The organism is Chryseobacterium tructae (assembly GCF_030409875.1).
In the GTDB taxonomy this organism is placed as follows: domain Bacteria; phylum Bacteroidota; class Bacteroidia; order Flavobacteriales; family Weeksellaceae; genus Chryseobacterium; species Chryseobacterium tructae.
On sequence record NZ_JAUFQR010000001.1, the window covers coordinates 2,192,856 to 2,219,099 of the forward strand.

22 protein-coding genes and 1 pseudogene are annotated in these 26,244 nt (G+C 35.0%); 12 read left to right on the forward strand and 11 right to left on the reverse strand.

The window, feature by feature from the left end; genetic code table 11:
* Window positions 1-89 precede the first annotated feature (89 nt).
* The 6 genes from QWZ06_RS10855 to QWZ06_RS10880 form a co-directional block, all read right to left on the reverse strand.
* Window positions 90-932, reverse strand: a complete 843-nt coding sequence (locus QWZ06_RS10855; RefSeq protein ID WP_290297973.1) for a M12 family metallopeptidase — start codon at window positions 930-932, stop codon at window positions 90-92.
* Window positions 933-1,475: 543 nt separating this feature from the next.
* Window positions 1,476-2,384: a hypothetical protein gene (locus tag QWZ06_RS10860; protein ID WP_290297974.1), complete on the reverse strand. Its 909-nt coding sequence runs from the start codon at window positions 2,382-2,384 to the stop codon at window positions 1,476-1,478.
* 8 nt (window positions 2,385-2,392) lie between these two features.
* Complete coding sequence (locus QWZ06_RS10865; protein ID WP_290297976.1) at window positions 2,393-3,241, reverse strand: complement C1q domain-containing protein; 849 nt, start codon at window positions 3,239-3,241, stop codon at window positions 2,393-2,395.
* A gap of 12 nt (window positions 3,242-3,253) precedes the next feature.
* Window positions 3,254-4,159, reverse strand: a complete 906-nt coding sequence (locus tag QWZ06_RS10870) for a hypothetical protein (protein ID WP_290297977.1) — start codon at window positions 4,157-4,159, stop codon at window positions 3,254-3,256.
* 532 nt (window positions 4,160-4,691) lie between these two features.
* Window positions 4,692-5,612, reverse strand: a complete 921-nt coding sequence (locus QWZ06_RS10875; RefSeq protein WP_290297979.1) for a hypothetical protein — start codon at window positions 5,610-5,612, stop codon at window positions 4,692-4,694.
* A gap of 1,120 nt (window positions 5,613-6,732) precedes the next feature.
* Window positions 6,733-7,092 (reverse strand): prevent-host-death protein, encoded by a 360-nt coding sequence (locus QWZ06_RS10880; protein WP_290297981.1) that lies wholly within the window; start codon window positions 7,090-7,092, stop codon window positions 6,733-6,735.
* A gap of 344 nt (window positions 7,093-7,436) precedes the next feature.
* Between QWZ06_RS10880 and QWZ06_RS10885 the strand changes: the two genes are divergently transcribed.
* Together QWZ06_RS10885 and QWZ06_RS10890 are read left to right on the forward strand one after the other, a co-directional pair.
* Window positions 7,437-8,537, forward strand: a complete 1,101-nt coding sequence (locus QWZ06_RS10885; RefSeq protein ID WP_290297983.1) for a lactonase family protein — start codon at window positions 7,437-7,439, stop codon at window positions 8,535-8,537.
* 84 nt (window positions 8,538-8,621) lie between these two features.
* Window positions 8,622-8,975, forward strand: coding sequence for a DUF488 domain-containing protein (locus tag QWZ06_RS10890; RefSeq protein WP_290297985.1), 354 nt, complete (start codon window positions 8,622-8,624; stop codon window positions 8,973-8,975).
* A gap of 65 nt (window positions 8,976-9,040) precedes the next feature.
* Here QWZ06_RS10890 and QWZ06_RS10895 read toward each other — a convergent pair whose 3' ends face one another.
* The 3 genes from QWZ06_RS10895 to QWZ06_RS10905 form a co-directional block, all read right to left on the reverse strand.
* Complete coding sequence (locus tag QWZ06_RS10895) at window positions 9,041-10,246, reverse strand: MFS transporter (RefSeq protein WP_290297986.1); 1,206 nt, start codon at window positions 10,244-10,246, stop codon at window positions 9,041-9,043.
* Window positions 10,247-10,335: 89 nt separating this feature from the next.
* Complete coding sequence (locus QWZ06_RS10900) at window positions 10,336-11,247, reverse strand: helix-turn-helix domain-containing protein (RefSeq protein ID WP_290297988.1); 912 nt, start codon at window positions 11,245-11,247, stop codon at window positions 10,336-10,338.
* 93 nt (window positions 11,248-11,340) lie between these two features.
* A complete protein-coding gene (locus QWZ06_RS10905; RefSeq protein WP_290297989.1) occupies window positions 11,341-11,856 on the reverse strand; it encodes a hypothetical protein in 516 nt (171 codons plus the stop codon).
* Between the two features lie 117 nt (window positions 11,857-11,973).
* Between QWZ06_RS10905 and QWZ06_RS10910 the strand changes: the two genes are divergently transcribed.
* The 10 genes and pseudogenes from QWZ06_RS10910 (at window position 11,974) to QWZ06_RS10955 (ending at window position 22,835) form a co-directional block, all read left to right on the forward strand.
* Window positions 11,974-13,395, forward strand: a complete 1,422-nt coding sequence (locus QWZ06_RS10910) for an aminotransferase-like domain-containing protein (protein WP_290297990.1) — start codon at window positions 11,974-11,976, stop codon at window positions 13,393-13,395.
* Between the two features lie 304 nt (window positions 13,396-13,699).
* On the forward strand, window positions 13,700-13,876 hold the full coding sequence (locus tag QWZ06_RS10915; protein ID WP_034684091.1) for a BF3379 family histone-like protein: 177 nt from the start codon (window positions 13,700-13,702) through the stop codon (window positions 13,874-13,876).
* A gap of 247 nt (window positions 13,877-14,123) precedes the next feature.
* Window positions 14,124-15,272, forward strand: a complete 1,149-nt coding sequence (locus tag QWZ06_RS10920; protein WP_290297994.1) for a hypothetical protein — start codon at window positions 14,124-14,126, stop codon at window positions 15,270-15,272.
* A gap of 183 nt (window positions 15,273-15,455) precedes the next feature.
* Window positions 15,456-17,026 (forward strand): annotated as a pseudogene (locus tag QWZ06_RS10925) (M28 family peptidase).
* Between the two features lie 376 nt (window positions 17,027-17,402).
* Window positions 17,403-18,530, forward strand: coding sequence for a hypothetical protein (locus QWZ06_RS10930; RefSeq protein WP_290297995.1), 1,128 nt, complete (start codon window positions 17,403-17,405; stop codon window positions 18,528-18,530).
* 43 nt (window positions 18,531-18,573) lie between these two features.
* The gene (locus QWZ06_RS10935; protein ID WP_290297997.1) at window positions 18,574-19,077 is read left to right on the forward strand and encodes a DUF4280 domain-containing protein; all 504 of its coding nucleotides are present in this window, start codon (window positions 18,574-18,576) and stop codon (window positions 19,075-19,077) included.
* 21 nt (window positions 19,078-19,098) lie between these two features.
* A complete protein-coding gene (locus tag QWZ06_RS10940) occupies window positions 19,099-19,752 on the forward strand; it encodes a hypothetical protein (RefSeq protein ID WP_290297999.1) in 654 nt (217 codons plus the stop codon).
* 8 nt (window positions 19,753-19,760) lie between these two features.
* Window positions 19,761-21,572, forward strand: coding sequence for a L,D-transpeptidase family protein (locus QWZ06_RS10945; protein ID WP_290298000.1), 1,812 nt, complete (start codon window positions 19,761-19,763; stop codon window positions 21,570-21,572).
* A gap of 3 nt (window positions 21,573-21,575) precedes the next feature.
* Window positions 21,576-22,442 carry a hypothetical protein gene (locus QWZ06_RS10950; protein WP_290298002.1) on the forward strand — a complete coding sequence of 289 codons (867 nt, stop codon included), beginning with the start codon at window positions 21,576-21,578 and terminating at the stop codon, window positions 22,440-22,442.
* A 54-nt stretch (window positions 22,443-22,496) separates the two neighbouring features.
* A complete protein-coding gene (locus tag QWZ06_RS10955; protein ID WP_290298005.1) occupies window positions 22,497-22,835 on the forward strand; it encodes a hypothetical protein in 339 nt (112 codons plus the stop codon).
* A 240-nt stretch (window positions 22,836-23,075) separates the two neighbouring features.
* Here QWZ06_RS10955 and QWZ06_RS10960 read toward each other — a convergent pair whose 3' ends face one another.
* The gene (locus tag QWZ06_RS10960; protein WP_290298006.1) at window positions 23,076-23,708 is read right to left on the reverse strand and encodes an HAD family hydrolase; all 633 of its coding nucleotides are present in this window, start codon (window positions 23,706-23,708) and stop codon (window positions 23,076-23,078) included.
* 199 nt (window positions 23,709-23,907) lie between these two features.
* On the reverse strand, window positions 23,908-26,031 hold the full coding sequence (locus QWZ06_RS10965; RefSeq protein ID WP_290298008.1) for a Tex family protein: 2,124 nt from the start codon (window positions 26,029-26,031) through the stop codon (window positions 23,908-23,910).
* Window positions 26,032-26,244 lie beyond the last annotated feature (213 nt).

Below are 26,244 nucleotides of genomic sequence, written 5' to 3' on the forward strand. Positions count from 1 at the left end.
AAATCTATTCCGGTTTATGTCAGTTATCAACAAATAAAGTCTACCCCGATTTTATCCAAGGTAGACTCATATTGAGATAAGTAGATTTGTTATTTTGGATATACTGTTGCGATAAATTGTTTGTCTGTAGGAGATAAAACAGTATTGTTACCCACGCTGAACCCATTTGTTGTCAATGTTGAGCTGATGCTATAATGCATAATGGATAGCTTATCGTAAGCACTATATTGTGTTTGGGAAGTTGAATATTTGGCAAAAAGGTTGTTATCTACCTGAGCTTGGCTCCAGTAATTTGGATACCCTGCATAATAGGCATATACTTTTGGCTTATCCCATGGAATAGCAGCTAAAGGATGTTGATGCTCATGGATCATTCCCAGTGCATGCCCAAATTCATGAATAGTTGTTCTGCTGAATTCTGCATCACTTGTTGAATCATTAAACCAGCCGAAGTTCATCGTTTCTTTATTAGAAGCTATACTAAGAGCGTCTTTTCCTATATATGAATATGATCCCGCATTGGCGGTGAAGGTAACACGGATCTGTGCCGTTCCACTGGTGATAAAGTTAAATTTAATGTTGGCATATTGAGACCATTCGTTAGCATATTGCATTACTTTGTTACGAACTTTAGTGGTTCCCCCATTAAGACTCACCGTTATCACGCTGCCATTCGGCCATTTTTTACTGGTAACGACTGCTCCTTTTGAAGCTGCTCCTGGAGAATATTCCTGCCCGGGAAGATAAACATCTTTACACATTTGCGTGCTTTCGAAACCTGCAGGGATATCCGCTTGGGGTATCGCTTGTAATGATGAGAGTGTTTGTTGTGCTTGTGGGGCTTTTTCTTCCATGTTGTCATTTGTAGTATTACATGATACTACAGCCATTGAAATAAATGTTCCCAATAAAATCTTTTTGTGTAATTCCATAATGCTGGTGTTTTTATGTTGATTAATGTTTTTTTAAGCTTTGGGGTAAGTAGATAATTTACTCTGTGGTGAAATAAATTTATGATAAAAAATAATACTCTTTCTTTTTTTGTTTTGTAAATTAAGATTAGTAATGTCTACACGGGTACTACATTTAATTGAGTTGCCCTTCTATAAAGGAATATAATTAATATGAAATCATATAATTTTATTTTTACAGAGATCTCCAATTGACATTTTTAATTGGTTATTGAATGAAATCAAGTCAATAGAGTAGTGTTAGATTCGTAATGCAGCTTCATTTTTGTTAATCATTTCGTTAAAAAATCAAAATTTAGTGATTTAATGATAAGTTTTTTGATTGTTTTCAGTTGAAAATGGAAATTCTTTAAAATCCTTTTTTATAAAATAATCTATCACAAGAGATTTAAAAATTGTAAGGTTAGCTACTTATATTAAAAAAATCAGCTGGAAAATAGTTTCCAGCCGATTTTTACAGAGTTAGTATAGAAAAAATGATATGGTTCAGATTGGGGTATTCTTTTATTGTTCCACAATAGTCAATGAATTGTAGACACCACTGCTGGAAACATCAAATTGACTGATAGTACCATCAAATGCTACTGTGATCCAGGTAAAAGGTCTTAATTTATCCCCTTTGTTCAAATAGACACTTACTGTACAAGCTGAGCCTACAGGAACTGCGTTAGGACTTGCTCCGGTATCGGAAGCATATCCGTTATTTGTTTTTACTCTTTGAGTAATGGTACCTGCAGGGTTTCTTACCTCCCAGATCGCTTCAGTTTGATTATTTCCACCGGTATTTACCTGGCTGGATTGCAATGCGAAAGTAAAGGTTGCAAAATAAACTCCTGTGCGGGGAGCAATAAACTCACCTGTAGCAGGATTGAAATTACTGGTAGGAACGCCAGAATCAGAATCCAACTTTTCTGTCCAATTGGTTAAATAGGATGATCGCCTCTGCATAATTCCAGATTTAGTACCTATTTCTGCAGGATTCCCACTTTCAAATACATAGGTATCTTGGGTTGCTTTATTGGCCATAACGACGATACGAGGTTTGCCTTTTGGAAAAAAACTAACCCAGTTTGTTCCGTCTGAAAATTCCAGATAGCCTTTCACTCCTATAGCCGGGCTCGCAACATAGCGTAAAGCACCTGCTCCTGCCTGGGTTGCTGTTTTATCAGTGTTTCCCACTGCAACCGAACCATTGGTTCCGCTTCGTAAATCTATGGCCACTTTCGGATTGGCAACCAATACTCCCAATTTACCAGTATTATCTATAATGACCTTGCCAGCATCAGTCTTGACTTCAACGGGATGGGTAGGATTGTCTACACCTATTCCTATTTGGGCATTAGCATGAGCCCAGAAAAGCAAAGGAACAAAAGCGCTCGCTAATTTTTTTATTGTATAATGTTGTTTCATCATTGTTGTGTTTAAAGTTCGCTAATACTTAAATTGTTGAATTTTCCGTCATTCAGAGTGTTTCTTGCAGAACCTATATTGTGTTTAACACTAAATTTAATGGTATTACCCGCTTTAAGGTTGAAAATGGCATTACAGTTTCCACTTATATAATTACTGACTGCACCGGCCTGAAAAGCCGGATAAGAATTGATGGTTTTATAGGTCTGAATATTCTCAATATTACGGTCGCTTTCTATGGCAGTCTCTATAAAAGTATTTTTAGGAATATTGCCGTTATCTAAAGTAATATTGAAAGACACCAGGTAAAATCCATCACGAGGAGCGGTAAAGATACCTGTAGAAGGATTAAAATCGCCATTAGGGGTTGTTCCCAGATCCACTGTTTCAGTCCAGCCTGACAGATAGACTGTAGAATTGCTTCCGATACTTTGAGCACTGCTTTTATTGGCATTTACAAGAGCTTTGGTAGGAGGAGTAAGTGGAAGAGCAATCCATTGTTCACCGTCAGAATATTCTAAAAAGCCACTGGTATTATAACGTATTGTGCCCATGCCGGATTCAATAGGTGTTTGAGTACTGGTTCCAAGACCAATGAGCCCTTTATTATCTGATGAACGAAGATCTACTTTCGTAATAGGATTTAAAACCCCAATGCCCAGATTCCCTGTTGAGCTTACAACCACATCATTTGATAATTTTGATGCATCTGGAGCTGTACCATTATCTTTTCCAGCATCAATTTGTAAAGATTGCAAAGGAGTACTAGTAAATAAACCGACTTGAGCAGCTATGGTACCTGATGAAGTAAATAGAACAAAAGCTAGTAATTGATTGATGATGCTAAATTTCATTTTCATAATAATCTATTTTTAATGTTCTATAATGGTTAAATTATTAAATCCATCATCCGGATTAGTGGGATCTGCAGCGTTAGTAGTAACTCTGAGAGCCACGGCTCCACTTGATACCAGGTTATGCCAAAGTCTGGTTGCCACCTTGGTACCTGTAGTTAAGGTAAGGGTTACCGTACTTGATCCTCCTGCTTGGGTCGATCGGGTCGAATTTGCATCATCAGCAGTACCTGTCATAGATTGTCCGAATGTTTTATAAACAGAGGCAAGGATAGTATTGGTAGAGGTATTGTAAAATTGGGATTCTACCCTGGAGCCATCATTGATAACTGCACCATTAAAATTGAAGGTCAAAAGAAATGTGTAAGTACCGTCACGAGGCGCAGTAAAAATACCAGATGCTGTATCAAAGCTATTGCTCATATCTCGCACAAGATTCCAATTATTGATAGTAGTAGCAGTACTTTGTGTTATTGATTGGGTGGCTATTTTACGAGCGACAACCACCGCTTTTTGAGGAGCTATATAAGCTTTATGCCAAACCACTCCGTCCGAAACTTCAATTTTAGGGCCTACAGGTATATTGGTCACATCATATCTTACGGCTCCTGCACCAGCTTCTACAGCAGTCATGGTCGTTGTGCTAAGCCCTAAAGAATTTTCACTCCCTGCGGATCTCATATCAAGTTTTACCAATGGACTAAGAACTCCTGCTCCAATAAAACCTGTGGTCTTATTAATAATGATATCATTAGCAGCTTGTAGTGGAAGAGGGGTTCCACTCATTGCATTATCTCTTGCTCCATCTATATGTAGAATTCCTTGAGGATTAGCTGTTCCTATACCAACTTGAGCAAATACAGGATTAATACATAAATACATAACTCCTAAGCTGAGGAGTAGAAAACGTATTTTTTCTTTCATTTGTTTGGTTTTTTTCGTTTGAATTATAGTGAAATTTTGATCAGGATACCACCATGTGGTATTAAAAAATGGTTATTTATTAAGTTGATTTTGAGTGTTTTAAATCCCAATATAATCAGATATGTTTTTCATATTTAATTAAAGCTCAAAATTATTGCATTAATCTGATATATAAAGTGTTGTGGACGTAGATATAGTTCGATGGCGTTCTGGATGTAACTCGATAAATAAGCCTAAAACTGATCAGATTTTTTATTCATGCACATAATAAGACGATAGAGATGGGGGAAATATCTTTAAGAAGATTTTTGCTTTGAAAAATTCATGAACTGCAGAACGGTATTTAGAACTAATGGGATAAGGGCATTCAGAGAATATTTGCATTCTCTTCATGAATATAGAATAAAAGCTTCCCTCGGATAGGAAATTATTTTAACGCAAAAACAACAGTATTTGCATTGAGGTTGAAGACCATAAAGTGATTGCCTTTATTATGGAAGATTAGCAAGGGAATTACAATATTCCTATTTTTTTATTCTCCAAATAATCTCAATGGCTTTTTGGGACTATATTCTATAATTCGTAAATCTATCATTTTTTGTGTATGGAAAATGACTTCATTGGGGAAACAAAAATTAATTTTCATAAGCTGTAATTCATCATATACTTTTGTTTTGAAGCAAGTTGTATTTCTGATGATTTCTTTAATCTTATCCTTTAATAACCTGTTGAGCCCAATATTTAATTTTGCAAAGTCGTTTAATAATTTTTCGTCAATATTCTTATAACCTACTTCAAAAATAATTTTATCTTCAATTTTTGTGAACAATTCATTAGGGATTCGAAGAACGCTTATTTCGTTAAATTCATTTTCATCCGGATAATAATCAAATAATCCTGACCAAAATTTCATAAGTGAAGAAATGGATATAAAATGGAACTTTGGGTTTTCATTTAGTTGATCCCTTTCAATATATGCCAGCCAGACAGGCATGAGAATAGAGTTTTGAAGATTGTTTAAGGCTTCTAATTCTGTTATATAAATTGAAAAAAAAGTATCCTCGTTATTATGAAACGCAATTTTTTTGCGGCATTTAACATCAAACAAAATCGTTCCCATATCTTTTATATTAACCAGATAATCGGCTCTCTTTGATTTTGTTTTTTCTAATAGAATTCCTGAACGTTCTATACCAAAAGGGCCTTGTCCAATATATAGATAAGGAATGTTATTCTTTTCCAATAGCTCTTTGAACCGAAGCTCTCCTCTAAGCCCATCTTGCTCAGTAGATGATAAAAAGTTGAGGATCTCAATACCATTAAATTTGTTTTCATGGTCAAAGACATTATACTGATTTGCAGAATAAGATTCTGTTATTTTAGAACGATTTCTGGAGTCTCCTTTACAAACCAGGATAGAATTTTTTTCATAATTAAAATCAATGTAGCTCATTTGTTCTGTGTTTTTATTGATAATTACGGAAACCATATTATTAACCAATACGGGTTCACAAATTGCGGTGCATGATAAATTTAAAAAAAATAATTCTAATAGTAGTGATGATTGTGTGTAAAAAAAATGCATTTTTACTCTTACCAATAGTGTTTGTCTGAAAGGCAAATGAAAAATATATTGTAAAAAATTACCTTTTCGTAACGTTTCCAAAATAGATCCCTTTAAAATAATAAGCTATTTTGATTGTAGTGGTTATTATTCGTTTTTAATATCGTGGGAAATTGTGATATTGTTCCAGATCAAAAAAAAATCCTCGAATGACTTCGAGGATAAAAACTAATAACCATGAAAACTCAAATTAAATATGAGAATCGGGCGCAAAATTACGGTAAATTATGTTATTAGGCAATTGTCATTATCAATAAGTCTCATTGTAAATTTCATTTGCTTTTTAAGTTACTATGCTGAGGAAAATAAGGGAGAATCTTTTCAGATGCAAAAATATCTGATAAACAGTAGGTTTTCTTTACCTGAAATTAATGTATTGCCCATATTGAATCTGCAAAGATTGATGTTATTTGGAAAGAAAAAGTGGGATGAAAAAAATAATTTTAGTTGGATGGGCTGTCATTGTAATGCTTTATTTCTGCTCTGGTGAGGTTTATATAGACAAAAAAAGAGATACTTATAATCAATTAATAAAGCGATAGATCTTATTATTTTGGATTTCAATGAATATAGAGAGGTGTAAAATTGCGGAGTGCCTCAGAGAGATGATGCGTATTGTTTATCACGATGTCATAAAAGTGATCTATTAGGGTGGGAAGAGCGTTCTTTCTTTTGGAAAACAGAAAGAAGAAATCGTATAGGCCCGTTGGCTTATTTATTGAAAATCAAATAATCAAAAACAAAAAAATGACCTGGAAGTTTCTCAGAAAGCTTCCAGGTTTATTGTATGATCATTTTTAAATGATTTCAGCGATGAAATGGTGTAAATTTATTTAGGGAGATACTTTCCTGACATTGAATAGTCCAATGAAGAAAATACATATAAATTTATACAGATTGGCTCCAAAAGAAATATTGGTGTCAACGAGGAAATCAATTGCAAAAAAAATTAACTAAGATTATAGTTTGCAATCACCAAGCTCAATATAAAATGTACATAATTCTGATCCGTTTCTTGTCTGTTAATCAGCTTGTTTTTATACTCGTAAGAATTTAAAGACTGTGCTAATTTCTGATAGGTCTCAAAATTGTCATCTTTAATTTTTACCCTTATGTTACCATCCTTTCTGTTAATAAGTTCATTATCTAAGGTTCTTACTTTAAATAAAACATTAGATAGTTTTGGACGGAAATTCATTGCCCCAATATACCTTTCAACAATATTGATCTTGAATGTATCAAATATGATGTTGTGAAAAACAATTTTAGAGTTAGGCTCTTGAGTATTGAGCTCGAGCTTATAATTCATTATAATTTAAATTTTAGTAAAGATAGGCTTAATTATATCAATAATAATACCTTGTTAATAGATCATCTCCATAATCATGATAATACATTATCTGTTATTGAAATGAATGAGTAAAGATAAAGTTTTTTATTGATAAAAAAGTATGAGAAGATTAAATATAATGGATTAATACCTACTTGGGATCTGTGATGGATCCAAGAAATACTTTGCTGTAAGGGTATTTAAAAAATTATTTTATGATTTAAATATTTAGAACCAAAGAAAATATTTAAATTTATAGTTCTTTACTATATCTCCAAAACATTCAAAAAAACTAATTAAAATTGAAGAAAACGTTAAGCACAATGCTTGTTATTCTAGCAAGTCTGAAATTGTGTGCACAAAATACCTATGTATTTTTCGGGTCATTTAATCATGATAAAGAAACTGAAGGAATCTATGTCTATGAATTGGATACTCTCAAAGGAAGACTTTCAAAAATAACATCCGCGAGAGGAGTTTTGAATCCGTCATTTCTGACTTTATCCCAGGATGGCAAATATGTTTTTGCCTGTACTGAAAGTAAAACAAAAAACGCAGGAAGTGTGAGCAGCTTTGAATTCGATCGTGAAAAGAAATCGCTTACTTTTATTAATAGCCAGAAAACTGGTGGCGAAAATCCAGTGTATTTATCAGCTCATAAAAACGGAAAATGGCTGATCAATGGAAATTATACGGAAGGAAGTACTTCCGTTTATCCTATTTCAGAAAATGGGCAGATACAGCCAAGGGTTCAGAATTTTCAATTCTCAGAAGGAAGTGTAAATCAAGATAGGCAAGATAGAGCTCATATTCATTCCACTGTGTTTTCTCCTGATTTTAAGTATGTGTTTTTACCGGATCTGGGAGCCGATAAAATCCGAACTTATCAATTTGAAAGTGATAAAAAAGAACCATTGGTGGAAGCTGAAAAACCTTTTACACCTACTACTTTAGGAAGTGGCCCTAGGCATTTTACCTTTCATCCCAATGGAAAATTAGCCTACTGCATTGAAGAAATGGGTGGAGCTGTAAGTGTTTACACGTATGATAACGGAAAACTGGAACCCATTCAGAGAATCAATACCCATTCCGATCAGTTTAAAGATGATTTTGAGAGCTCAGATATCCATATCTCTCCAGACGGACGTTATTTGTATGCTTCGAATCGAGGAAATGAAAATAATATAGCCATATTTTCTATTTTGAATGATGGCACTTTGAAAACTGTAGGGTATCAATCTACAAAAGGAAATCACCCGCGGACCTTTACAATAGACAGTACGGGAAAATTCTTGATTGTAGCACATCCGGTAAGTGGAACCGCCGTTGTTTTTAAACGAAATGCTGAAACGGGATTACTGAAAAAAGTTGGCCGGGAAGTAAAATTGAATGGAGTTTCTACCGTACAGATCAGAAAGTATTAATCTCCCATCTGTTTAAAAATAAATAATAAGGAATAGAATTTGCCACCTTACCATTACTTCTGATATTTCATTAACCTTTATGCCATGTCTGAAATTGTATTAAAAAGAGTATATGAAAATCCTTCTCCACAAGATGGTTACCGTATTTTGGTAGATCGTTTGTGGCCTCGTGGCCTCACTAAAGAGGAAGCCTATATTGAAGAATGGAATAAAGATCTGGCTCCATCTTCAGAGCTAAGAAAATGGTTTCACCATGATACGGAACGTTGGAAAGAGTTTTCAGAGAAGTATATGAAGGAACTCCATGAAAAAAATCTTGGGAAAGAATTTATAGAACAATATAAAGATCAGGAAAGAATTACGTTGGTGTATGCTGCAAAAGATGAACAACACTGTCATCCTATTATTTTGAAAGAATATCTGGAAAGCTTTCAATAGGATACTGAACCATACTAAGAGCTGCTTTCTTAGTCAAACTATTGGATGAAATAAAAAAGCAGAGATCAATTCTCTGCTTTTTCTTTTTTAACGGCCTGGTGCATAATAAGTATCACCCCCAATAATAAAACAGCAATGATCAGGTAACGCCAGGAAAGATCTTTCTGTTCCGTTACTGTTCCACTTACAGAAATAATAAAACTGGTTACAGACGTGATCACATATACCAATCCACCCATCAATCCACCGGCTGTCCCCGCATTTTTAGGGAAATACAACATACTTGTTGTGAAAAACGAAGTAAATAAGACCCCTGAACAGATATGAATAAAAAAGGCAAAAGGAATCATAATATAAAGGCTTTCCGCAAAATAGCTGGTAGTGATTAATCCTGCGATAAGTATCAATTGAAGGATAATAGGGAACAAAATTCTGGGGGTAAAGTCCAGAGAAAGTCTACGCTTTCCGATAAAACCACCAATCATCCATGAAAAACCCAAAATTAAAGTACAATAGCCAATTACTACAGGCGTAAAGTGGAATGTATTTTCAATAATAAATGGCCCGGTGATATTGAATAGCATTACAATAGAATAACTCAATCCCAAAATGATGATACCCAGCATGAAGATCTTATTTTTAAGCATCATTGAATACAGACTGATATTCTCCGAAAGATCCAACTTCTTTTTCTGGGGAAGGCTTTCACCACTGAAGAACCATTCGAACAGAAATAAAAAACCTGCATAAAAGGCTAAGAAGTAGAAGTTAGCATGCCAGTTAAAAAGCTTTTCAAGATACCCGCCAAGGAAAGGAGCGAGAATAGGGCCGCAAGACCAGGCAATCGTAAAATAACTCAGGTAATGCTTTACTTTTTCAGCATCATAAATGTCAACAAAAATCGCCCGTGTAGCAACAACAAGTACTGAAACGGCAATACCCTGAAGAATACGAAGCAGACATATTAACAAAATACTGTTAGTCATTGTAATGAAAATACTGCTCAATATCAAAATAAATAAAGCCAGTAATTTAGGACGGTAACGACCAATGCTGTCCAGAATTCCTCCAACAAATAACTGGGAAACTCCATAGCTTAGCAGGTAAGACGTTAAGGTGATCTGTATATCTTTTTCCGAGACCATCATTTCCTTAGCCATAGAGGGGAAAGAGGGCAGGTAAATATCAGTGACAAACCCAGAAAGCGGGATAGACACAAAGGCCATAATGGTTATTAATCTGATGCGTTTCTCAGATGCTTCTCTCAACATATTCATTCATTTTTTTACCATGCAAAAATACTTCAAGAATAGAAAATTAAGTTTTAAAAGACAAAGTAAAAATTACAAAATTCAAATATCTAGTAAGAATTCTTAAACTTCAGCGGAGAAGTCTGTGCATGCTTTTTAAAGAAGTTATTGAAATGAGAAGGCTGCTCAAAGCCTAGAGTATAACCAACCTGAGCAATATCCCAGTTGGTGTATTTCAACAGATTTTTAGACTCCTCAAATATTTTTTCTTTAATGATTTGTGTGGTGGTAAGGCTTGTCACTGATTTTACAGATGAATTCAAATGGTTGACATGTACATTCAGATGATCTGCAAAATCTGAGGCTGTTTTTAAAGACAAAGGATAGGCCGGAGAGTCTAAAGGAAATTGTTTGTTCAGAAGTTCATCAAATAACTTATACAAGCGAACATTGGCAGGAAGTTCATTAAGGCTCACATCTTCAACCCGGTTTTCCAGAGCGAGGTGCAACACAGAAGCCAGATTACTTTTAATACCACTGCAACGGAACGGATAGGAAGAGTGGTTCAGTTTATACATTTGCTCAAAATACATGGTGGTCAACTGGATCTGTTCCTCAGTGAGGAATATAAATGGTTTGCTCCATTCTTTAAATAAGGATGTCTTTTTAAATAGATTGAATTCTGAATTTACATTAAAGAATTCTTGATTAAACAGGCATGAAAATCCTTCCTGAAAATCATCTTCACATTCCCAGGTATAAGGAATATTAGGCGAAGGAAAGAATAAGGCTGGGCGGTCAACATACAATTTATGGGAAGCGTAATGAGCTGTTCCTTTGCCTATGATGAAGCATATTTTATAGTAATCACGTCGGTTGTAAGGGCTTTTAAAACTACAGTACTTTCGCGGAATAATATTGAAATGGGATTTTCCGGTCTGAAGATCTGCATCAGATACTTCGAGAACATTTTTGCGGGTACGTTTGTAATAATCTTGTATGGTTTCCAGTTGATCACTCATTATTCCAGAATTATAAAAATCAAAGATAGGCAAATCTTGAGATTTTCAGATTTGCCTTCGATAGTTTTTATAATTTGTTTTGATATGAGATCCTTACTGGTTCTTACTGACCTGCATTTCTATAATATAGGAAGGAAGTTGAAAAGGGGTAGATTGAGTATTTTCTTTAATAGAAAAACCTGTTTCTTTCAAAAACTCTAATAAAGGGTCTTCTGTAAGAATATTGGTCCATATAATATCAGTGAAAGAAGCTGCTGCTCTGCATTTCTTCCATAGTGATTCACGGGTTTCAGAATTGTTATATTCCTTAAGGATTACAAAGTTGAGCTCTGTAAGTCTTTTTTCTTCTGAAGATCCCGGATATCCGGAGCCGCTTTTTAAAATGCCATATCCTATAGGCTTGTGGTCGGCATAAGTGATGATAAGCTGATTAGATAAATTGTTGAGTTCATTGATCATTTTTCTAGGATCCCAATCTTCAATATATTGTTTGATCTCTTCCTCAGAAATTAATTCTTTATAGATAGTAGTAACAGAAGATTTAATAACTGTAAAAAGATCATCAACGCCCTCATCGGAACCTATGGTGAATTTTGAAATGATTTCCATTCTTTTTTTCTTCAAAATTATAAGATTAATTCCTTCAGAAAGGGTACAGATGATTAAAATACAACCAGTACAGTTTCTATTTTTGTAAATTTGTTCAGTACAGATTGATTGAAGACGATGAAAACCTATAAATATGAAACTTTTACAGCGGTTATTGAAGAACAGATTCGAAATGGAATTTTACAGAGCGGCGATAAGCTGCCATCTATCCGGGATATAAAGGAAAGGTATACCCTAAGCATAAGTTCTGTTCAAAATGGGTTCGAATATCTGATAATTAAAGGTTTGGTGGAAAGCATTCCTAGGTCAGGTTATTTTGTCGCCAGAAAAAGAGATGAAGATATCCCTGAGGGTAAGGCAAAATTCTCTCCGGTTGCCAGAGATGAAGCATTTATGAAAAATATATTGTTGACTTCCAAACGGATTTCAGAATCGAGTTCTTTTAATACAACTGTGCCTGGTGATCTTTTGATTCCCCAAAAACTGATTTTAAGAACAATGCAGGAAGTAATCCGTGAAAAAGGAGCCGCTCTGCTGAGATATTACCCGTCTAATGGACTTGAAGCCCTGAGAAAGCAGATTACCAAGCAAATGGGAATTTATGGCTGTAGGTTCAATCCTGATGAACTGATTATCACAGATGGTGCTTTGCAGGCGTTAACAATTGCATTAAGTTCTGTTACTAAAGCTGGTGATGTAGTGGCCGTGGATAGCCCATGTGTATTTTCCATATTGGAAGTGATTGCCAATCTGGATTTGAAAGTGATTGAGATTCCTGTTCATTATCGAAATGGTTTTGATACCGAATATTTTCGGAAAGTTTGTGGCGAAAATGATGTTCGAGCTCTTATAGTCACTCCAAATTTCCATAATCCAACCGGAATTATGATGAATGATGATACCAAGAAAGAAATATTGAAAATTGCAGATGGCCATCAAATAGGGATTATAGAAAATGATATGTATTCTGATCTTTATTTTGAAGAAAAAAGACCATCCAGTATTAAAAGCTTTGACAAGAAAGGTTCGGTGATGATCTATTCTTCATTTTCAAAGACACTGGCTCCCGGGATTCGTTTAGGCTGGTTGTATGCGGGACGTTTTTATTCCAAAGCAGAAAGAACGAAGTTTGTATTGGGAAGATCTGTTTCTCCCCTTTATCAGGAACTTATTTTAAAACTTTTGCAAGAAAACAGGTATGAAAGACATCTCCGTCAATTTCGAAAAAAACTCAATCAACAGGCCGTTCAGCTTCTTGAAGTCCTGAGGAAGTCCTTTCCGGAAGGTTCTTATTTTCATAGACCTCAAGGAGGATACAGCATCTGGGCGCAAATGCCAGAGCATATGGATATGAAGAAATTCTATAAATATTGCGAAGCAAATAAGATTTTATTTACGCCCGGAGGCACATTTTCGCATACAGATCACTATGATCATCATTTTAGAGTAGTCTTTACCGAAAGAATTACCCCTGACAGTCTTCGTTTATTGGAAGAAACGGGAAAGAAAGCCCGTGAGTTTATTCTTATTGGAGATTAAGACTGAGAAGGTTTTATCAAAGATCTGACGAGGTAGTAATAATTTCTATTAAAATTGTGAACCCATGCAGATCATTTTGGATGGTGAAAAATCAAATTAAATAGGGTTTCAGAATCGATACTGTTGTAGCCCGATGGAGCTTGGAATCGGTTTTTTGAGCGGTTTGAAGGGTTAAAAGTCGATAAAAATCGGTTTGAAGGTAGAAATATGTTAAAAAATCAGTCATTTTACCCAAACTTTTTTCTTTGCGACTAGGCTGGAATCACCATAAAACCTATATTTGCAGCCTAAATTTTTAAATATAATGAAAGAACTAATTGAAAAAATCAACGCAGAATTTGAAGCGTTCACTACTGAGGCAAACCAACAAGCGGAAAAAGGAAACAAGGCTGCAGGTACAAGAGCTCGTAAATCAGCTTTAGAACTTAGCAAATTGTTCAAGGATTTCAGAAAAGTTTCTGTAGAAGAATCTAAGAAGTAATTCAACCTTTAGCCGGCTTTTGTAGCCGGTTTTTTTATGCCCTTATTTTTGGACTATCTATTTTGTAATGTTCAACTTTTAGGGCTTTACTATTTATATCCGATATAATAGCAGAATATATCAATATGCTACTTTAATATAGAAGCTACTTCCCGGCTTCATTCTTCAGGTTTTATTTTTTTACACTATACGGTGAAAACTGTGAATTTAATTTGTATTTTCATCCCATCAATGGTATAACCCTGTCATGAAATATTATTATGTTTTATTTGCCCTGTTATCCGGGCTTTTTTCTGCACAGAAATTAAAAGTAGTAGACTCTGAAACGGGAGCTCCCATTCCCAATGCAAGGATTATTCTTCAGGATCAGATTGTGTATACAAATGAAGATGGTTTTGCTCCTGTAGACCAGAAAGCATCTAACTTTGAAATTTCGGCTTCCGGTTTTCAAAATGGAAAAATTTCGATATTCATCCCCTCAGTAAAGCTGAAAAGAGCTTATAAAAGTATTGATGAGGTGAAGATGTCAAAGGTGGACATTAAAGAGGTCTTTGAAGATGTTAATAAACATTATAAAAAACGATACTATAGAGAACCTTCGGTTTACAATGTCGTTTATAAAGAAAAGAGAACGGATAATAACAAATTACATTTTCTCGCGATAGCAGAGGCCAAACTTTGGAGTAAAAGCAATTATTATAATTACAAAGATGGCTTTCAAAAGGAGTATGACAATATTCTTCAAATGCAGTTGAATAATGTGAAATACCTGAAAAATGATAAATCAGATAGTATTTTTACGGCTGGAAACAAGGAATTTTCCCACGAATATATGGGCAATTATTTTTTCAATTTTGAGTTGAACAGGGTATTGTTTCATATAAAGAGTAAAGGCGCAAAATATTCTGGAATGATGGTGTTTGAAGAGGGCAATGAGCAATTGATCATTTTTAAGATCAAATCCGGAGAAGGCATCGAAATGAAAGGAGAGTTTAAATATAACAAAGCAGATAAAGTGATTACCTATTTTGAAATTCACTATCTGCAGGAAAGCTATCCAACAGTAAAAAGAAAAACAGCTGCCGGAGAAGAATATGATTATAAGCTTGGAAACGCAATGTTAGTGTTCGATTTTTATAAAAATAATGAAGGATACGTTCCTGCATTGACTAAATTAGAAGGTTACAAATACTTTGCCGTCTACAAAGGAATAAAACACGAAAAAAACTTTAGCAGAGAATTAATCTATAATACTTTTAAGAAATCTGACGATAAAGGCCTTGATCCAAAGGTAGATTTCAGCAAAAATATCTGGGATAATGTTCCGGTAAAGGAAAATAAGAGCAATACTATTTTACTTTCCGAAGGAGAACAGGCTTTCATGAACGGAAAATAAACGATCAGAGTTAAGATTTTGTATTAAATTTCTTTGTGAATTTGTGTTTCCATTTAAGATTTTATCAATAATGACATTGATAACTTACTGAATTTGTCTCCCTTTCATTTATATCCATATTTTACGTTTATCTCTTCACCATTTCCGCAATTTCCTTTATCTTTAGTGCAATCAATATACATTATGAGGATAAATAGATTTTTTGCAGTGCCGGCTGTCATGTTGGCTGCCCAATTTTCATGGGCTCAGGTAAAGGTTGACCCAAAGGAGAACCTTAATCCAATCGTAAAAAGTTTCGTAGATGAAGTGAATAACAATTCCCAACTTGAAGGGATGGCATATGAACTTCTGGATGGTATAGGACCCCGCCTTGTAGGAACTCCGGAAATGCTTGCCGCTAATGAATGGAGTGCTGAAAAGCTTCGTTCATGGGGAATAGATGCCAACCTTCAGCAATTCGGAACATGGAAGGGATGGCAGAGAGGAACTACCCATGTTGATATGGTATTCCAAGAGTAAAATCATTGTCAGCAACTCAGTTGGCATGGAGTCCGGCTACTAAAAAAGCAGTTGAAGCAGAAGTAGTTATTCTTCCGAAGGTATCATCCAAAGCAGAATTTGATAAATGGCTGCCTTCCGCAAAAGGAAAAATTGTGTTGATGGCTCAATACCAGAAGATCGGTCGTTCTGATGAACAAATCAAAGAGTTTGCTACTCCTGAATTATATGAAAAACTTAAAGCAGAAAAAGATCAGGCCACCAAGGATTTTGCAGCCTATGTAAAGAATATCGGCTATGATAACAATACCCTTCCTGAAGCGTTGGAAAATGCAGGAGCTGTAGGAATTGCCATTTCAAACTGGACAGGCATTATGGGGGCTAATAGAATCTTCGGAGCAAAAACATCCAAAATTCCAATGATCGATATTGATGTGGAAGATTATGGTATGTTGTATAGAATGGCAGAGAAAGGAGCTCAGCCTAAAATTAAGATTGATACTCAATCTAAAGTTCTTCCCGATGCTAAAAGCTTCAATACAATTGGTATGATTAAAGGGAAAGAGAAACCGGATGAGTATGTGATTCTTTCTGCTCACCTTGATTCTTGGGATGGAGCTCAGGGTGCTACAGACAATGGAACAGGCACACTGACGATGCTTGAGACTATGAGAATTCTTAAGAAATACTATCCCAATAATAAAAGAACGATTGTGATAGGGCTTTGGGGAAGTGAAGAGCAAGGGCTTAATGGCTCCAGAGGCTTCGTCGCAGATAATCCTCAGATTATAAAAGGAACGCAGGCAGCGTTTAATCAGGATAATGGTACAGGACGTGTTATCAATATCAGTGGACAAGGATTTATAAAAGCATATGATTATATCGGAAAATGGCTGGATGGCGTTCCAAAAGCAGTAAGAACACATATTAAGACTGATTTCCCTGGAATGCCTGGTGGCGGTGGTTCAGATCATGCTTCATTTGTAGCAGCTGGTGTACCAGGATTCTCTTTAAGTTCTTTGAACTGGGGATATTTCGGATATACTTGGCATACTACAAAGGATACTTATGATAAAATCGTTTTTGATGAGGTGAAAAATAATGTGATTTTAACAGCAGCATTAGCATATATGGCTTCTGAAGATCCTGAATTTACCAACAGAGAGAAAAGAGTAATGCCTAAGGATGATAAAGGAAATCCTGTACTATGGCCGGAAGCTAAAGAACCTAAAAGAAGTTCTAAAGAATATAAATAATAAAGATTCTATTACCCAGTAGAATTTATCAATGAAAAGGTTGTCTGAAAAGGCAGCCTTTTTTGTTTTTTACTTCACTTATGATTGAAATAATAGAGTTTAAATGACTAGAATATCTATCGAATTTTGCATGAATGTGTGCATATGTAAAGATATAGCATGCAAATTATTGATGTTGATTATAAATTGAGGACTGGAAAAAGGGCTTTAAATAATTAATACAATGCGATTTATTGTATTTCTCCTTGATCTTATTATTCTCTTTTTTTGTACAAATTCAGGTAATTATTTACAATAAAAATACATGTGATTATAAAATAATGTAGTGTGTGGATTTTTAATTTTAAAAAACCTTTAGAAATGAAAAACACACACTATGAAAAAAAATATTTCGGATCAGAAAGATCCGGTTCACAAAACCGATCCCATAAAAGCACAAAATTTTTATGTTGTAAAATCCGGCGAAACCCTGGAAAGTATTTCCAGAGATCTGATGCTTGAAAATGCTCGCTGCCTCTACGAATATCATAATCAAAGATGCAGCTTCCTGGATATTATTCCCGACAATGGCAGATTAAGATTTTTGCAGAAGCTTTGTATTCCCCCTCCTGAGGAGATTGTAAGAATGAATTTTCTCATACAACAACGGGAAGAAGGGATATATAAGCAGTTTTTAAATGGTAAAATTCCTTTTAATGCCAATGCTTTTTCAGGGGATTATAAAGTGATACAAACTGAAAGTGATGATGGGATTCTGAAAAGTGAATATGCCTATTCGCTGCATTTTAGATATATAAAAGAAGAAAAGGATCAACATATCCATTTTTCAATGAGCAATTTTAAAAAAGATGGTGAAGAATTGGAGCAAAAGATCAATAATCTGGCTGCTGCATTTGTACAAATCATTTATCCAATCACTTTAATGATAGATCATTCAGGAAGCTTGTTGACTGTGGGAACCCATAAAGAGATCCCAGAGATCATTGGTGAGATTGAAGCATTAAAAGAATATTATCAGGGCAAGTATGCTTCTTTACATATTGACCAGCTGAAAGATAAAATGGCCAATTCAGAGGTCATTAATGCTAGTCTAAAAAAGCTATTACCCATACAATTTCTTTTCAGTCGCTTTTATCAGGCTCATTATAATATACAAGGGATGTCAGTTCCTTATATAGACGAGTTTTCATGGATGGCCCCAGCTTCTCCGATTAAGATGGAACTTGTCAATAATACACTACCAGAAAAAGATCCTCAATTCATAGAAGTGCTACAAACAGGGAAGTCTGTCGATTATCGGACGGTTGAAGAATTGTATAACCAGGATTTGGAATATGATAACCTGACAAATCCGCATTCAAAATCATTGATAGCCAGTCATTCTGCAACCTATACGCTAAGTGCAGAGAACTTTTCTGTTCAGAAAATAAAAGCAGGATTTCATATTCAAATTGCTGACTATGAGAAGTCGATGACTTTTGATTTGGAAAAATTAGCAGGATAATAAAAGAACAAAATTGAATTTTGAATCAATCAACACAAAAATTATGTCAGAAAATGGATCAGAACATGATGGAAAACACTTTGTTATCCAAAAAGGTAAAGCCTGTTGTAATCAGGGAGATGGTTTCCCTCAGTTTAAGGTGACTTCTCATCAAAAACATTATTGGAATCACAAAGAAGCCAAAGGAGATTATCTCGCAGTAACAGAAGAAGACGTACAGTTTAATCCTTCCGGAACAAGTTTCGGAAAATGCAGACTAAAACCAACATCAGGCGGCTATTTACCTTGCGTCTATGCTCCCGCCGGGAAATGGCAAAAAACCTATGGAAAAGTGAAGGTAATGGGCAAAAGTTGCCTCTCTGAAATTTCTGAACTGATGTGCAGCACCGGTGGAATTATTACAGTGAAGGAACATGGCCAGACTTCTACGATGAACAGACAGAATATAACCTTGGCTGATGTAAAAAGCTACCATTTTATTAATCCGTTTATGGATCTGAAAGAAGCTCAGGAAGAATGGGAAGAACCGGATCCTATCTATGAATAAAACGGCTCAAAACTAGCAGATATGGCAAAATTGACTATTACAGGCAGCACTCAACCTATTGTTGGAAATACCGAAGCGTATTCACTTTCGGTTTTTGATAATTTGAAATCCTCCAATTCCTTTTCTTTTCCCCCGCCCAAAATACAATGGAATATTCATGTACAGGATCGGAAAGGATGGCGGATCACCCAAGGGAATATTAAAGAAGGAGAGCGTATTACGTATAAATTCACCCATAAAAGTTTAAAATATAGATCTTTAAAGATTGAAGTCATAAGAGGGAAGGATCATGGGGAGCTGTATATAAAACCAAAACAGGCTGAAGAACCCAAAATACTCCATGTAGATTTATTAGATATTAATTCTCAGCGGTTACAGAAAGGAAAAATACTTCATTATACAGATACTTTAATGGCTAAGGCTCATTGTGTGGGAATGTTTGGCCATAAAGTATCTTTTACGTTATGGGAGGATGATGCCATAGGTAAAGGCCATGATCCGATGATTAATATGATGAATAGAATTAATCCTGTACCTCTGGTAGGTGAAGTGGATCATGAAGGTGTGGCTAAAGTTATTTTCAGGCTGCCAAGCTATACAATGGCAGTACAGATAGCCAATGCTCAGGTCGCCAGAGGAGATAAAGTGAAGGCGAAACCCATGAGTATTATGTGACTGCAGAAATGACTTCCAAACATATTCTAAAGGCCAGTCCCAATGTAAATATTGCTAATCCGACTCATAGTCCGGAATTTCCCAAAAAGCAAAAAACTAAAGAAACTAGCCCTCCTCAAAAGAAATCTCCCGTTGCACCGAGGGAAAAAGAAGTAAAACCCGATAAACCCAAGCCTAAAGAAGAAACTCCGAAGTTCCCCCAAACTCCGGCTGCAAAAAAGCAGGCTGATCCTGAAGGGAAAATCATACATGCAGCCTTTACAGATGCTACAGGAAAGCCTTTGGAAAGGGCTAAAACAGGCGATGCCATATCTATTAAGATCGTCACTCAAAGTATGAAAGGGAAAAATGTAAAGGTCAGAATCTGGGAAGAAGACTTTTCAAGGTATAGCAATGATCTGGTATATGAAAAATCAGTAACACTGGCTTTTGATACTACCAATTTTATCAATGGTATTATCCTTACCAAAGATATGTACACCAAAAGTTACGAATGGGGAGAAGGTAACGAAAGGGAGTATTTCATAGAAGTTGAACATCTCAATACTTCTGTAACCTCTCAGGCGATCCCTGTAAGCCGGGATGCAGAGCCGATGAAAGTGGATGCTAATGATTCTGTTGCGGTGATTAAGGAGAAGGAAAAAGAAGAGAAAAAGATAAATTGTATATGTCAGGAACAATATAAAGATTTAATCTGGGGTGGTAAAGTAAGTTGTGAATTTAGAAAAAAAGTAGTTGAGATATGTAAGGATTTATGGCCTAAAAATTATATGGTAATGGCTAATAATCTTATGGCTTGTATGGCTTGGGAAACAGGAGAAAGTTTCAGCCCTTCTGCTAAAAATCCTAAGTCTTCAGCGACAGGGTTAATTCAATTTATGGCTGATACAGCTAAAGATTTAGGAACTACTACAAATGCACTTGCAAAGATGACGGCAGTAAAGCAACTGGATTATGTAAAGAAATACTTTGAAAATATCAGAAATAAAGATTATGAATTTGTTGATTTTTATTTAAGAATTCTATTCCCTGCTTCAATGGGAAAACCTGATGAACATGTTGTGTTTAGTAGAGAGGGAGAAGGTTTGAATAAAAGCGATAGAAACTATAAAGAGAGGATAAATGCTTATGGAGTAAATTCTGGATTTGATACAAATCCCAAATATGGCAATGGAGATGGGATGGTAACAAAAGGAGAAATAAAAAAAGGAATTCAAAAGTATATTGATAAAGGAAAATTAAATAAAATTAAGGTGTTTGACTGTCAGAAAGGCAGTCCTGTTAAAACTTTATTACCTGAAAAAGGAACTTGGAACGTGATAATTACTGAACATTATACCGGTAGTAAATGTACCCACATAGAACGTACTCCAATTAGAAATAACTGCAGAAGAGGAAAAATAGAGGTTTTTGATCATAAAGGAGATATAGTATTTACAATAGTTGATTGTTTACTGGAAGGAATAAAAGGAGAGGATAGAAGTAAAACTTCAGCTGACGTTCCTTATGGAGTCTATCAAATCAATCAAAGCATACCTTTTTATAGCTCTACAGCCACAAACAAAATTACCTATGGCCCAAACCCAAGATTAGTTTTTGAACCCATTAAAGGAAGTAAAGATGAGGCAGATAATAGTGGCAGATCTGCAATTAGAATACATGGAGGAAGACAGGAAGGTTATCCTGTTAAAACGTTAAAGAGAACGGAAGGGTGTATAAGAATTTACGATAAGGATGCAAAAGAATTCTATACTTGGTGGACTGAATTTAAAAAAACGAATCCAGGCGTGAAGCCCGGAAAAGTAATAATTAAAAAATAAATTATGAAAATATTCCTATTGATTACGCTTCTCATTATAACAGGTTGCCAGAATAATAAACAAAATAATGACCTTATGACTCAAAAAACTATAGAACTGGATCAGGAAAGTAAACTCATTGACAATATACATTTAGAGAATAATTACCTGTTTGATAAAAATACTATTTTGCTTAAAAAGTTTAAGTATAAAGAAGATTACATTGAAAATATTAAGATAAAAGATCTTTTGGATAAGAATTTTAGAAGTCAATTGATAGAAGATTTAAACAATACCAAAACAGAAGAAGATGATCTGAAATCTTCTTTCATTTGCCAGTTATTATTGTTAAGAATCGCAGAATTATCAGATAGTAGCGCTTTTTATATATTGTCTGAGCTCTCAAATAATGAAACGGTTTCCTATAATGGGATCGAGCTCTATGAGAATCTTTTGATTCAAATGTTTTTCAATAATCCTTATTTTTTTATTCAACAAAGTGTAAAATACAATGATTCTTTATTGCTGGATTATATTCTTAAAATGTCTCAAGGGTATTTTGTTGATGAAGATTTTTTAGACATGAATTTAGGATATGTAAAGTCAGGCGACAAAGATCTGTTGCTTTTAAAACCTGAAGCAGAAAAAGAAATTGTTTATCTTCCATTGATAAAAAAGATGGAAGGAATGCCAAAAGTAAAAGTGCAACTTGGCCCCTCTTTTTATACCGGTTTTGAGACAATCAATAAAGATTTTGTAAATATTAATGCTGTTTTTGGAAAAGATCTGATTCACAAGATGAATATGCAGGAAATGAATTATTTTAAACAACATGTTCTTCCTGTGTTAGGAAAACTTCAGCTAAACTCAGGTGAAATTAGTAATAAATAGATACTCCGGATGGATAAAAGTTTCTCTCGATTAAGCATTAAATTGTTGTTTACTTTGTTACTTACACTGATGTTTTCATGTACAAAAACGGATAGCCCGGTAAATGGAGAACATAAGAATTCGATATCACTTACAGATCAAAGAGATAATCAGGGAAATAATGATATTACAAGGTTAGATCATGAGTTAGAAGGAGAAGATGAATTTATATCTAAAAAATTATTTCAAAAATGGAAAGGTAAATATGAATATTCATTTCAATATATAGATCATAATGGAACTTCATCTGATCTGATAGTTAATGTTAACTTAATAAATCCGGATAGTTGTATTTTTAAAAGTTGGTTATCGAATAATAAAGGTAAAAGATATGCTAAGGATGATAACTATTAAGAATATATCGGAGGAATTTTTGCTACAACTAATAGAGATTCTATAGAATTTTTTACAAAAAGAATAATAGAAGGCGGGAATGAGAATCTATCACCTTTATTAACATTGATTAAAAGAAAGAATGAGTATTTTATATATAGTTTCCTCACCTCTCCACCTCACAATGGGATCGTTGAGATGCCAATACAAAAGATCAAATAAAAATAAATCCGTCCCACAGTTTCGTGGGACGGATTTTATTTAAATATAATTCTTTACGTCAGAGAATTTTGAAATCTGCGCTTCATGTTGTTTGGAAAGCTTTCCAAAACCATAGTCACAGAATATAAAAGGCAATTCGTTGGAAGCTGCAGAATCATAATCCGTCTGCGTATCTCCAACATAAACAGAATCTTCCATAGATAAATTATTTCTTTCCATGAGAAGCTGTATGTTTTCTGACTTCGTTTTTTGAGTCCGTCCGTGAGATTCAAAGTCTGTAAAGAGACTATTAAATTGGTAATATTCTAAAAAAGACTCAATATATCCGTCCTGACAATTGCTTACAATAAAAAGATTGTGCGTATTGGCTAGACTTTTCAAAGTATCTTCAACCCCAGGATAAAGAATACCACCTTGTATCTTCAATACCTTGTTTTCTTCAGCTACCACTTCAGAAAGTAGCTCCTGAATCTGTAGCTCCGAAATCCCGGGAAGCATATCCTTCAGAATATCATGAGCCAGTAAACCCATATACTGATTCATGTCGTCGGGTTTTAGTTCCTGTTGTATCAATTGATGCTTACCTAAAACATCATTCCATATTTTGATAATGGTTGCTCTGGAATCCCATAAAGTTCCATCCAGATCGAAAATTAAATTTTTATAACTCAAGGTGTTTCTTATTTAATTGATGAATAATAATTTTTTTAAATTTTATCAAGCAATTATTTAACCATTAAGAAAGGTTCAGTGATTAAGTTTAATTAAGGAGAAATCAAAGATTTTGATAAACAAAATGCCTTAAGGCGAAGCTCAACCTCATATTCTAAATTCCTTACAATATTTTAATGGTTAAAATAATAGACCGAGCTTACAAGATCATACTCAGTTGCACTCTTTTCCTTGCCTCATCCACTTCTGTTACCTTTACTCTTACATGCTGATGTAATTTTACGACTTCATTCACATCCGATACAAATCCGTCCTTTAGCTGTGAAATGTGAACCAATCCACTTTCTTTGATTCCAAGATCCACAAAACATCCGAAAGCCGTAATATTATTCACGATTCCTGGTAAAATCATGCCTGATTTCAGGTCTCTAATGCTTTTTACACTAGGATCAAACTCAAATACCTTGGCTGCTTTTCTCGGATCTAAGCCCGGTTTTTCAAGTTCCTTTAAAATATCTTTGATTCCCAGGATTCCAATGTCTCCTGTAATATAATTTTCAGCTTGTATCAAAGCAATTTTTTCCTTGCTGGCAATCAGTTCGCTAGTTTTAATCCCCAGATCCTTTGCCATTTTTTCTACAATACCATAAGCTTCAGGGTGTACCGCAGAATTATCCAATGGATTTTTTGAATTGTTGATTCTTACAAACGCTGCTGCTTGCTGGAAAGCCTTTTCTCCAAGTCTCGGAACTTTCTTAAGCTGCTTTCTGTCCTCAAAAGCACCATTTTCAGCCCGGTAATTCACAATGTTTTCAGCCATTTTTTCACCAATCCCGGAAACATAGCTTAATAAAGATTTACTGGCTGTATTCAGGTTAATTCCTACAGAGTTTACACATTTCATCACGGTAGAATCCAGCTCATTTTTCAATTGAGTCTGATCCACATCATGCTGATATTGCCCAACACCAATCGATTTTGGATCAATTTTTACCAGTTCAGCCAACGGGTCAGAAAGTCTTCTGCCGATAGAAACCGCACCACGAACCGTTACATCATAACTTGGAAACTCATCTCTTGCAATTTTACTGGCAGAATATACCGAGGCTCCCGCTTCCGAAACCACAAAAACCTGTAAAGGCTTATCAAAAGCAATCTTCTTGATAAAAAACTCCGTTTCACGGCTTGCAGTCCCGTTTCCGATAGAAATTGCTTCAATATTGTAAGCATTCACCATAGAACGGATCTTTTTCATCGCCATTCCGGATTCATTCTGTGGAGCGTGAGGGTAGAGGGTCTCATTATGCAGAAGATCTCCTTTTTCATCCAGACAAACCACTTTACAGCCACTTCTGTAACCGGGATCAATCGCAAGAATCCTTTTTTCTCCCAATGGCGGAGCCAACAACAACTGACTCAGATTCTCAGAAAAGATATCAATTGCTTTTTTATCTGCCTTTTCTTTTGCTTCCTGTAAAGCTTCATTGGAAATAGCAGGCTCCAGAAGTCTTTTATAACTGTCTTTGATGGCTAAAGCAATCTGTTCAGAGCTTTCATTATTAGATTTGATAATCGCTTTTTCAATAAAATCGATAGCTTCTTCTTTGTCAATTCCTACATTGGTTTTCACAAAACCTTCCGCTTCTGCTCTCAACATCGCCAAAAGCCTGTGAGAAGGGGTTCTGCTGAGGTTTTCTTCCCATTCGAAATATTGAGAGAACTTCTGGGCATCCTCTTCTTCCTTTTTAGCCTTTACCACTTTAGAAGTAACAACAGCCTTACGCTGGAACAAACGACGCAGGTTCTTACGAACATACATGTTCTCATTGATCCATTCTGCCATGATGTCTCTGGCTCCCTGTAACGCATCTGCTTCAGAAGGAACATCATTATTCAAATATTTAGAGGCCAGAAACTGTACATCATTGTTCTTCTGGCTCATAATGATCCTGGCTAAAGGCTCTAATCCTTTTTCCTTAGCAGCATCTGCTTTGGTCTTCTTACGTTTCTTAAAAGGAAGATATAAGTCTTCCAGCTCCTGCATATCAAAGCTGTCTTCAATTCTTTGTTGAAGCTCAGGTGTTAAAGCATCCTGTTCTTCTATAGATTTTAAAATAGATTCTTTTCTTTTGACAATTTCATCAAACTGCTTGCTGATCTTGGCGATCTGCTCAATCTGTACTTCATCCAGATTTCCGGTTTTATCCTTTCGGTAACGGGAAATAAAAGGAATGGTACAGTCTTCTGCTAATAATTGTAAAGTATTGTTGATGCTCTTCTCAGAAATATCGAGCTGCTTCTGTATAAATTCTACGGTCGTCATTGTTCTGTTTTCGAATAGCTAAAATAGGGTTTTGAAGTGAGAAAGTAAAAAGACATTATCAGATATATAAATAAAAAATCCCACGGAGTACGCAGGACTAAAGATATTCTTCGGCTTATAGCCTTATTGTGAATTGCTTTGTTCAAAGATAAAAAATAATTTCATTAGAAGAATATGGGAACCCGTAATTGCTAAAAAATATTTATTCTTATT

Coding starts and splice junctions, on each gene's coding strand:
- QWZ06_RS10855 (WP_290297973.1), bottom strand. CDS start 932: ATGGAATTACACAAAAAGATTTTATTGGGAACATTTATTTCAATGGCT.
- QWZ06_RS10860 (WP_290297974.1), bottom strand. CDS start 2,384: ATGATGAAACAACATTATACAATAAAAAAATTAGCGAGCGCTTTTGTT.
- QWZ06_RS10865 (WP_290297976.1), bottom strand. CDS start 3,241: ATGAAAATGAAATTTAGCATCATCAATCAATTACTAGCTTTTGTTCTA.
- QWZ06_RS10870 (WP_290297977.1), bottom strand. CDS start 4,159: ATGAAAGAAAAAATACGTTTTCTACTCCTCAGCTTAGGAGTTATGTAT.
- QWZ06_RS10875 (WP_290297979.1), bottom strand. CDS start 5,612: ATGAGCTACATTGATTTTAATTATGAAAAAAATTCTATCCTGGTTTGT.
- QWZ06_RS10880 (WP_290297981.1), bottom strand. CDS start 7,092: ATGAATTATAAGCTCGAGCTCAATACTCAAGAGCCTAACTCTAAAATT.
- QWZ06_RS10885 (WP_290297983.1), top strand. CDS start 7,437: ATGCTTGTTATTCTAGCAAGTCTGAAATTGTGTGCACAAAATACCTAT.
- QWZ06_RS10890 (WP_290297985.1), top strand. CDS start 8,622: ATGTCTGAAATTGTATTAAAAAGAGTATATGAAAATCCTTCTCCACAA.
- QWZ06_RS10895 (WP_290297986.1), bottom strand. CDS start 10,246: ATGTTGAGAGAAGCATCTGAGAAACGCATCAGATTAATAACCATTATG.
- QWZ06_RS10900 (WP_290297988.1), bottom strand. CDS start 11,247: ATGAGTGATCAACTGGAAACCATACAAGATTATTACAAACGTACCCGC.
- QWZ06_RS10905 (WP_290297989.1), bottom strand. CDS start 11,856: ATGGAAATCATTTCAAAATTCACCATAGGTTCCGATGAGGGCGTTGAT.
- QWZ06_RS10910 (WP_290297990.1), top strand. CDS start 11,974: ATGAAAACCTATAAATATGAAACTTTTACAGCGGTTATTGAAGAACAG.
- QWZ06_RS10915 (WP_034684091.1), top strand. CDS start 13,700: ATGAAAGAACTAATTGAAAAAATCAACGCAGAATTTGAAGCGTTCACT.
- QWZ06_RS10920 (WP_290297994.1), top strand. CDS start 14,124: ATGAAATATTATTATGTTTTATTTGCCCTGTTATCCGGGCTTTTTTCT.
- QWZ06_RS10930 (WP_290297995.1), top strand. CDS start 17,403: ATGAAAAAAAATATTTCGGATCAGAAAGATCCGGTTCACAAAACCGAT.
- QWZ06_RS10935 (WP_290297997.1), top strand. CDS start 18,574: ATGTCAGAAAATGGATCAGAACATGATGGAAAACACTTTGTTATCCAA.
- QWZ06_RS10940 (WP_290297999.1), top strand. CDS start 19,099: ATGGCAAAATTGACTATTACAGGCAGCACTCAACCTATTGTTGGAAAT.
- QWZ06_RS10945 (WP_290298000.1), top strand. CDS start 19,761: ATGACTTCCAAACATATTCTAAAGGCCAGTCCCAATGTAAATATTGCT.
- QWZ06_RS10950 (WP_290298002.1), top strand. CDS start 21,576: ATGAAAATATTCCTATTGATTACGCTTCTCATTATAACAGGTTGCCAG.
- QWZ06_RS10965 (WP_290298008.1), bottom strand. CDS start 26,031: ATGACGACCGTAGAATTTATACAGAAGCAGCTCGATATTTCTGAGAAG.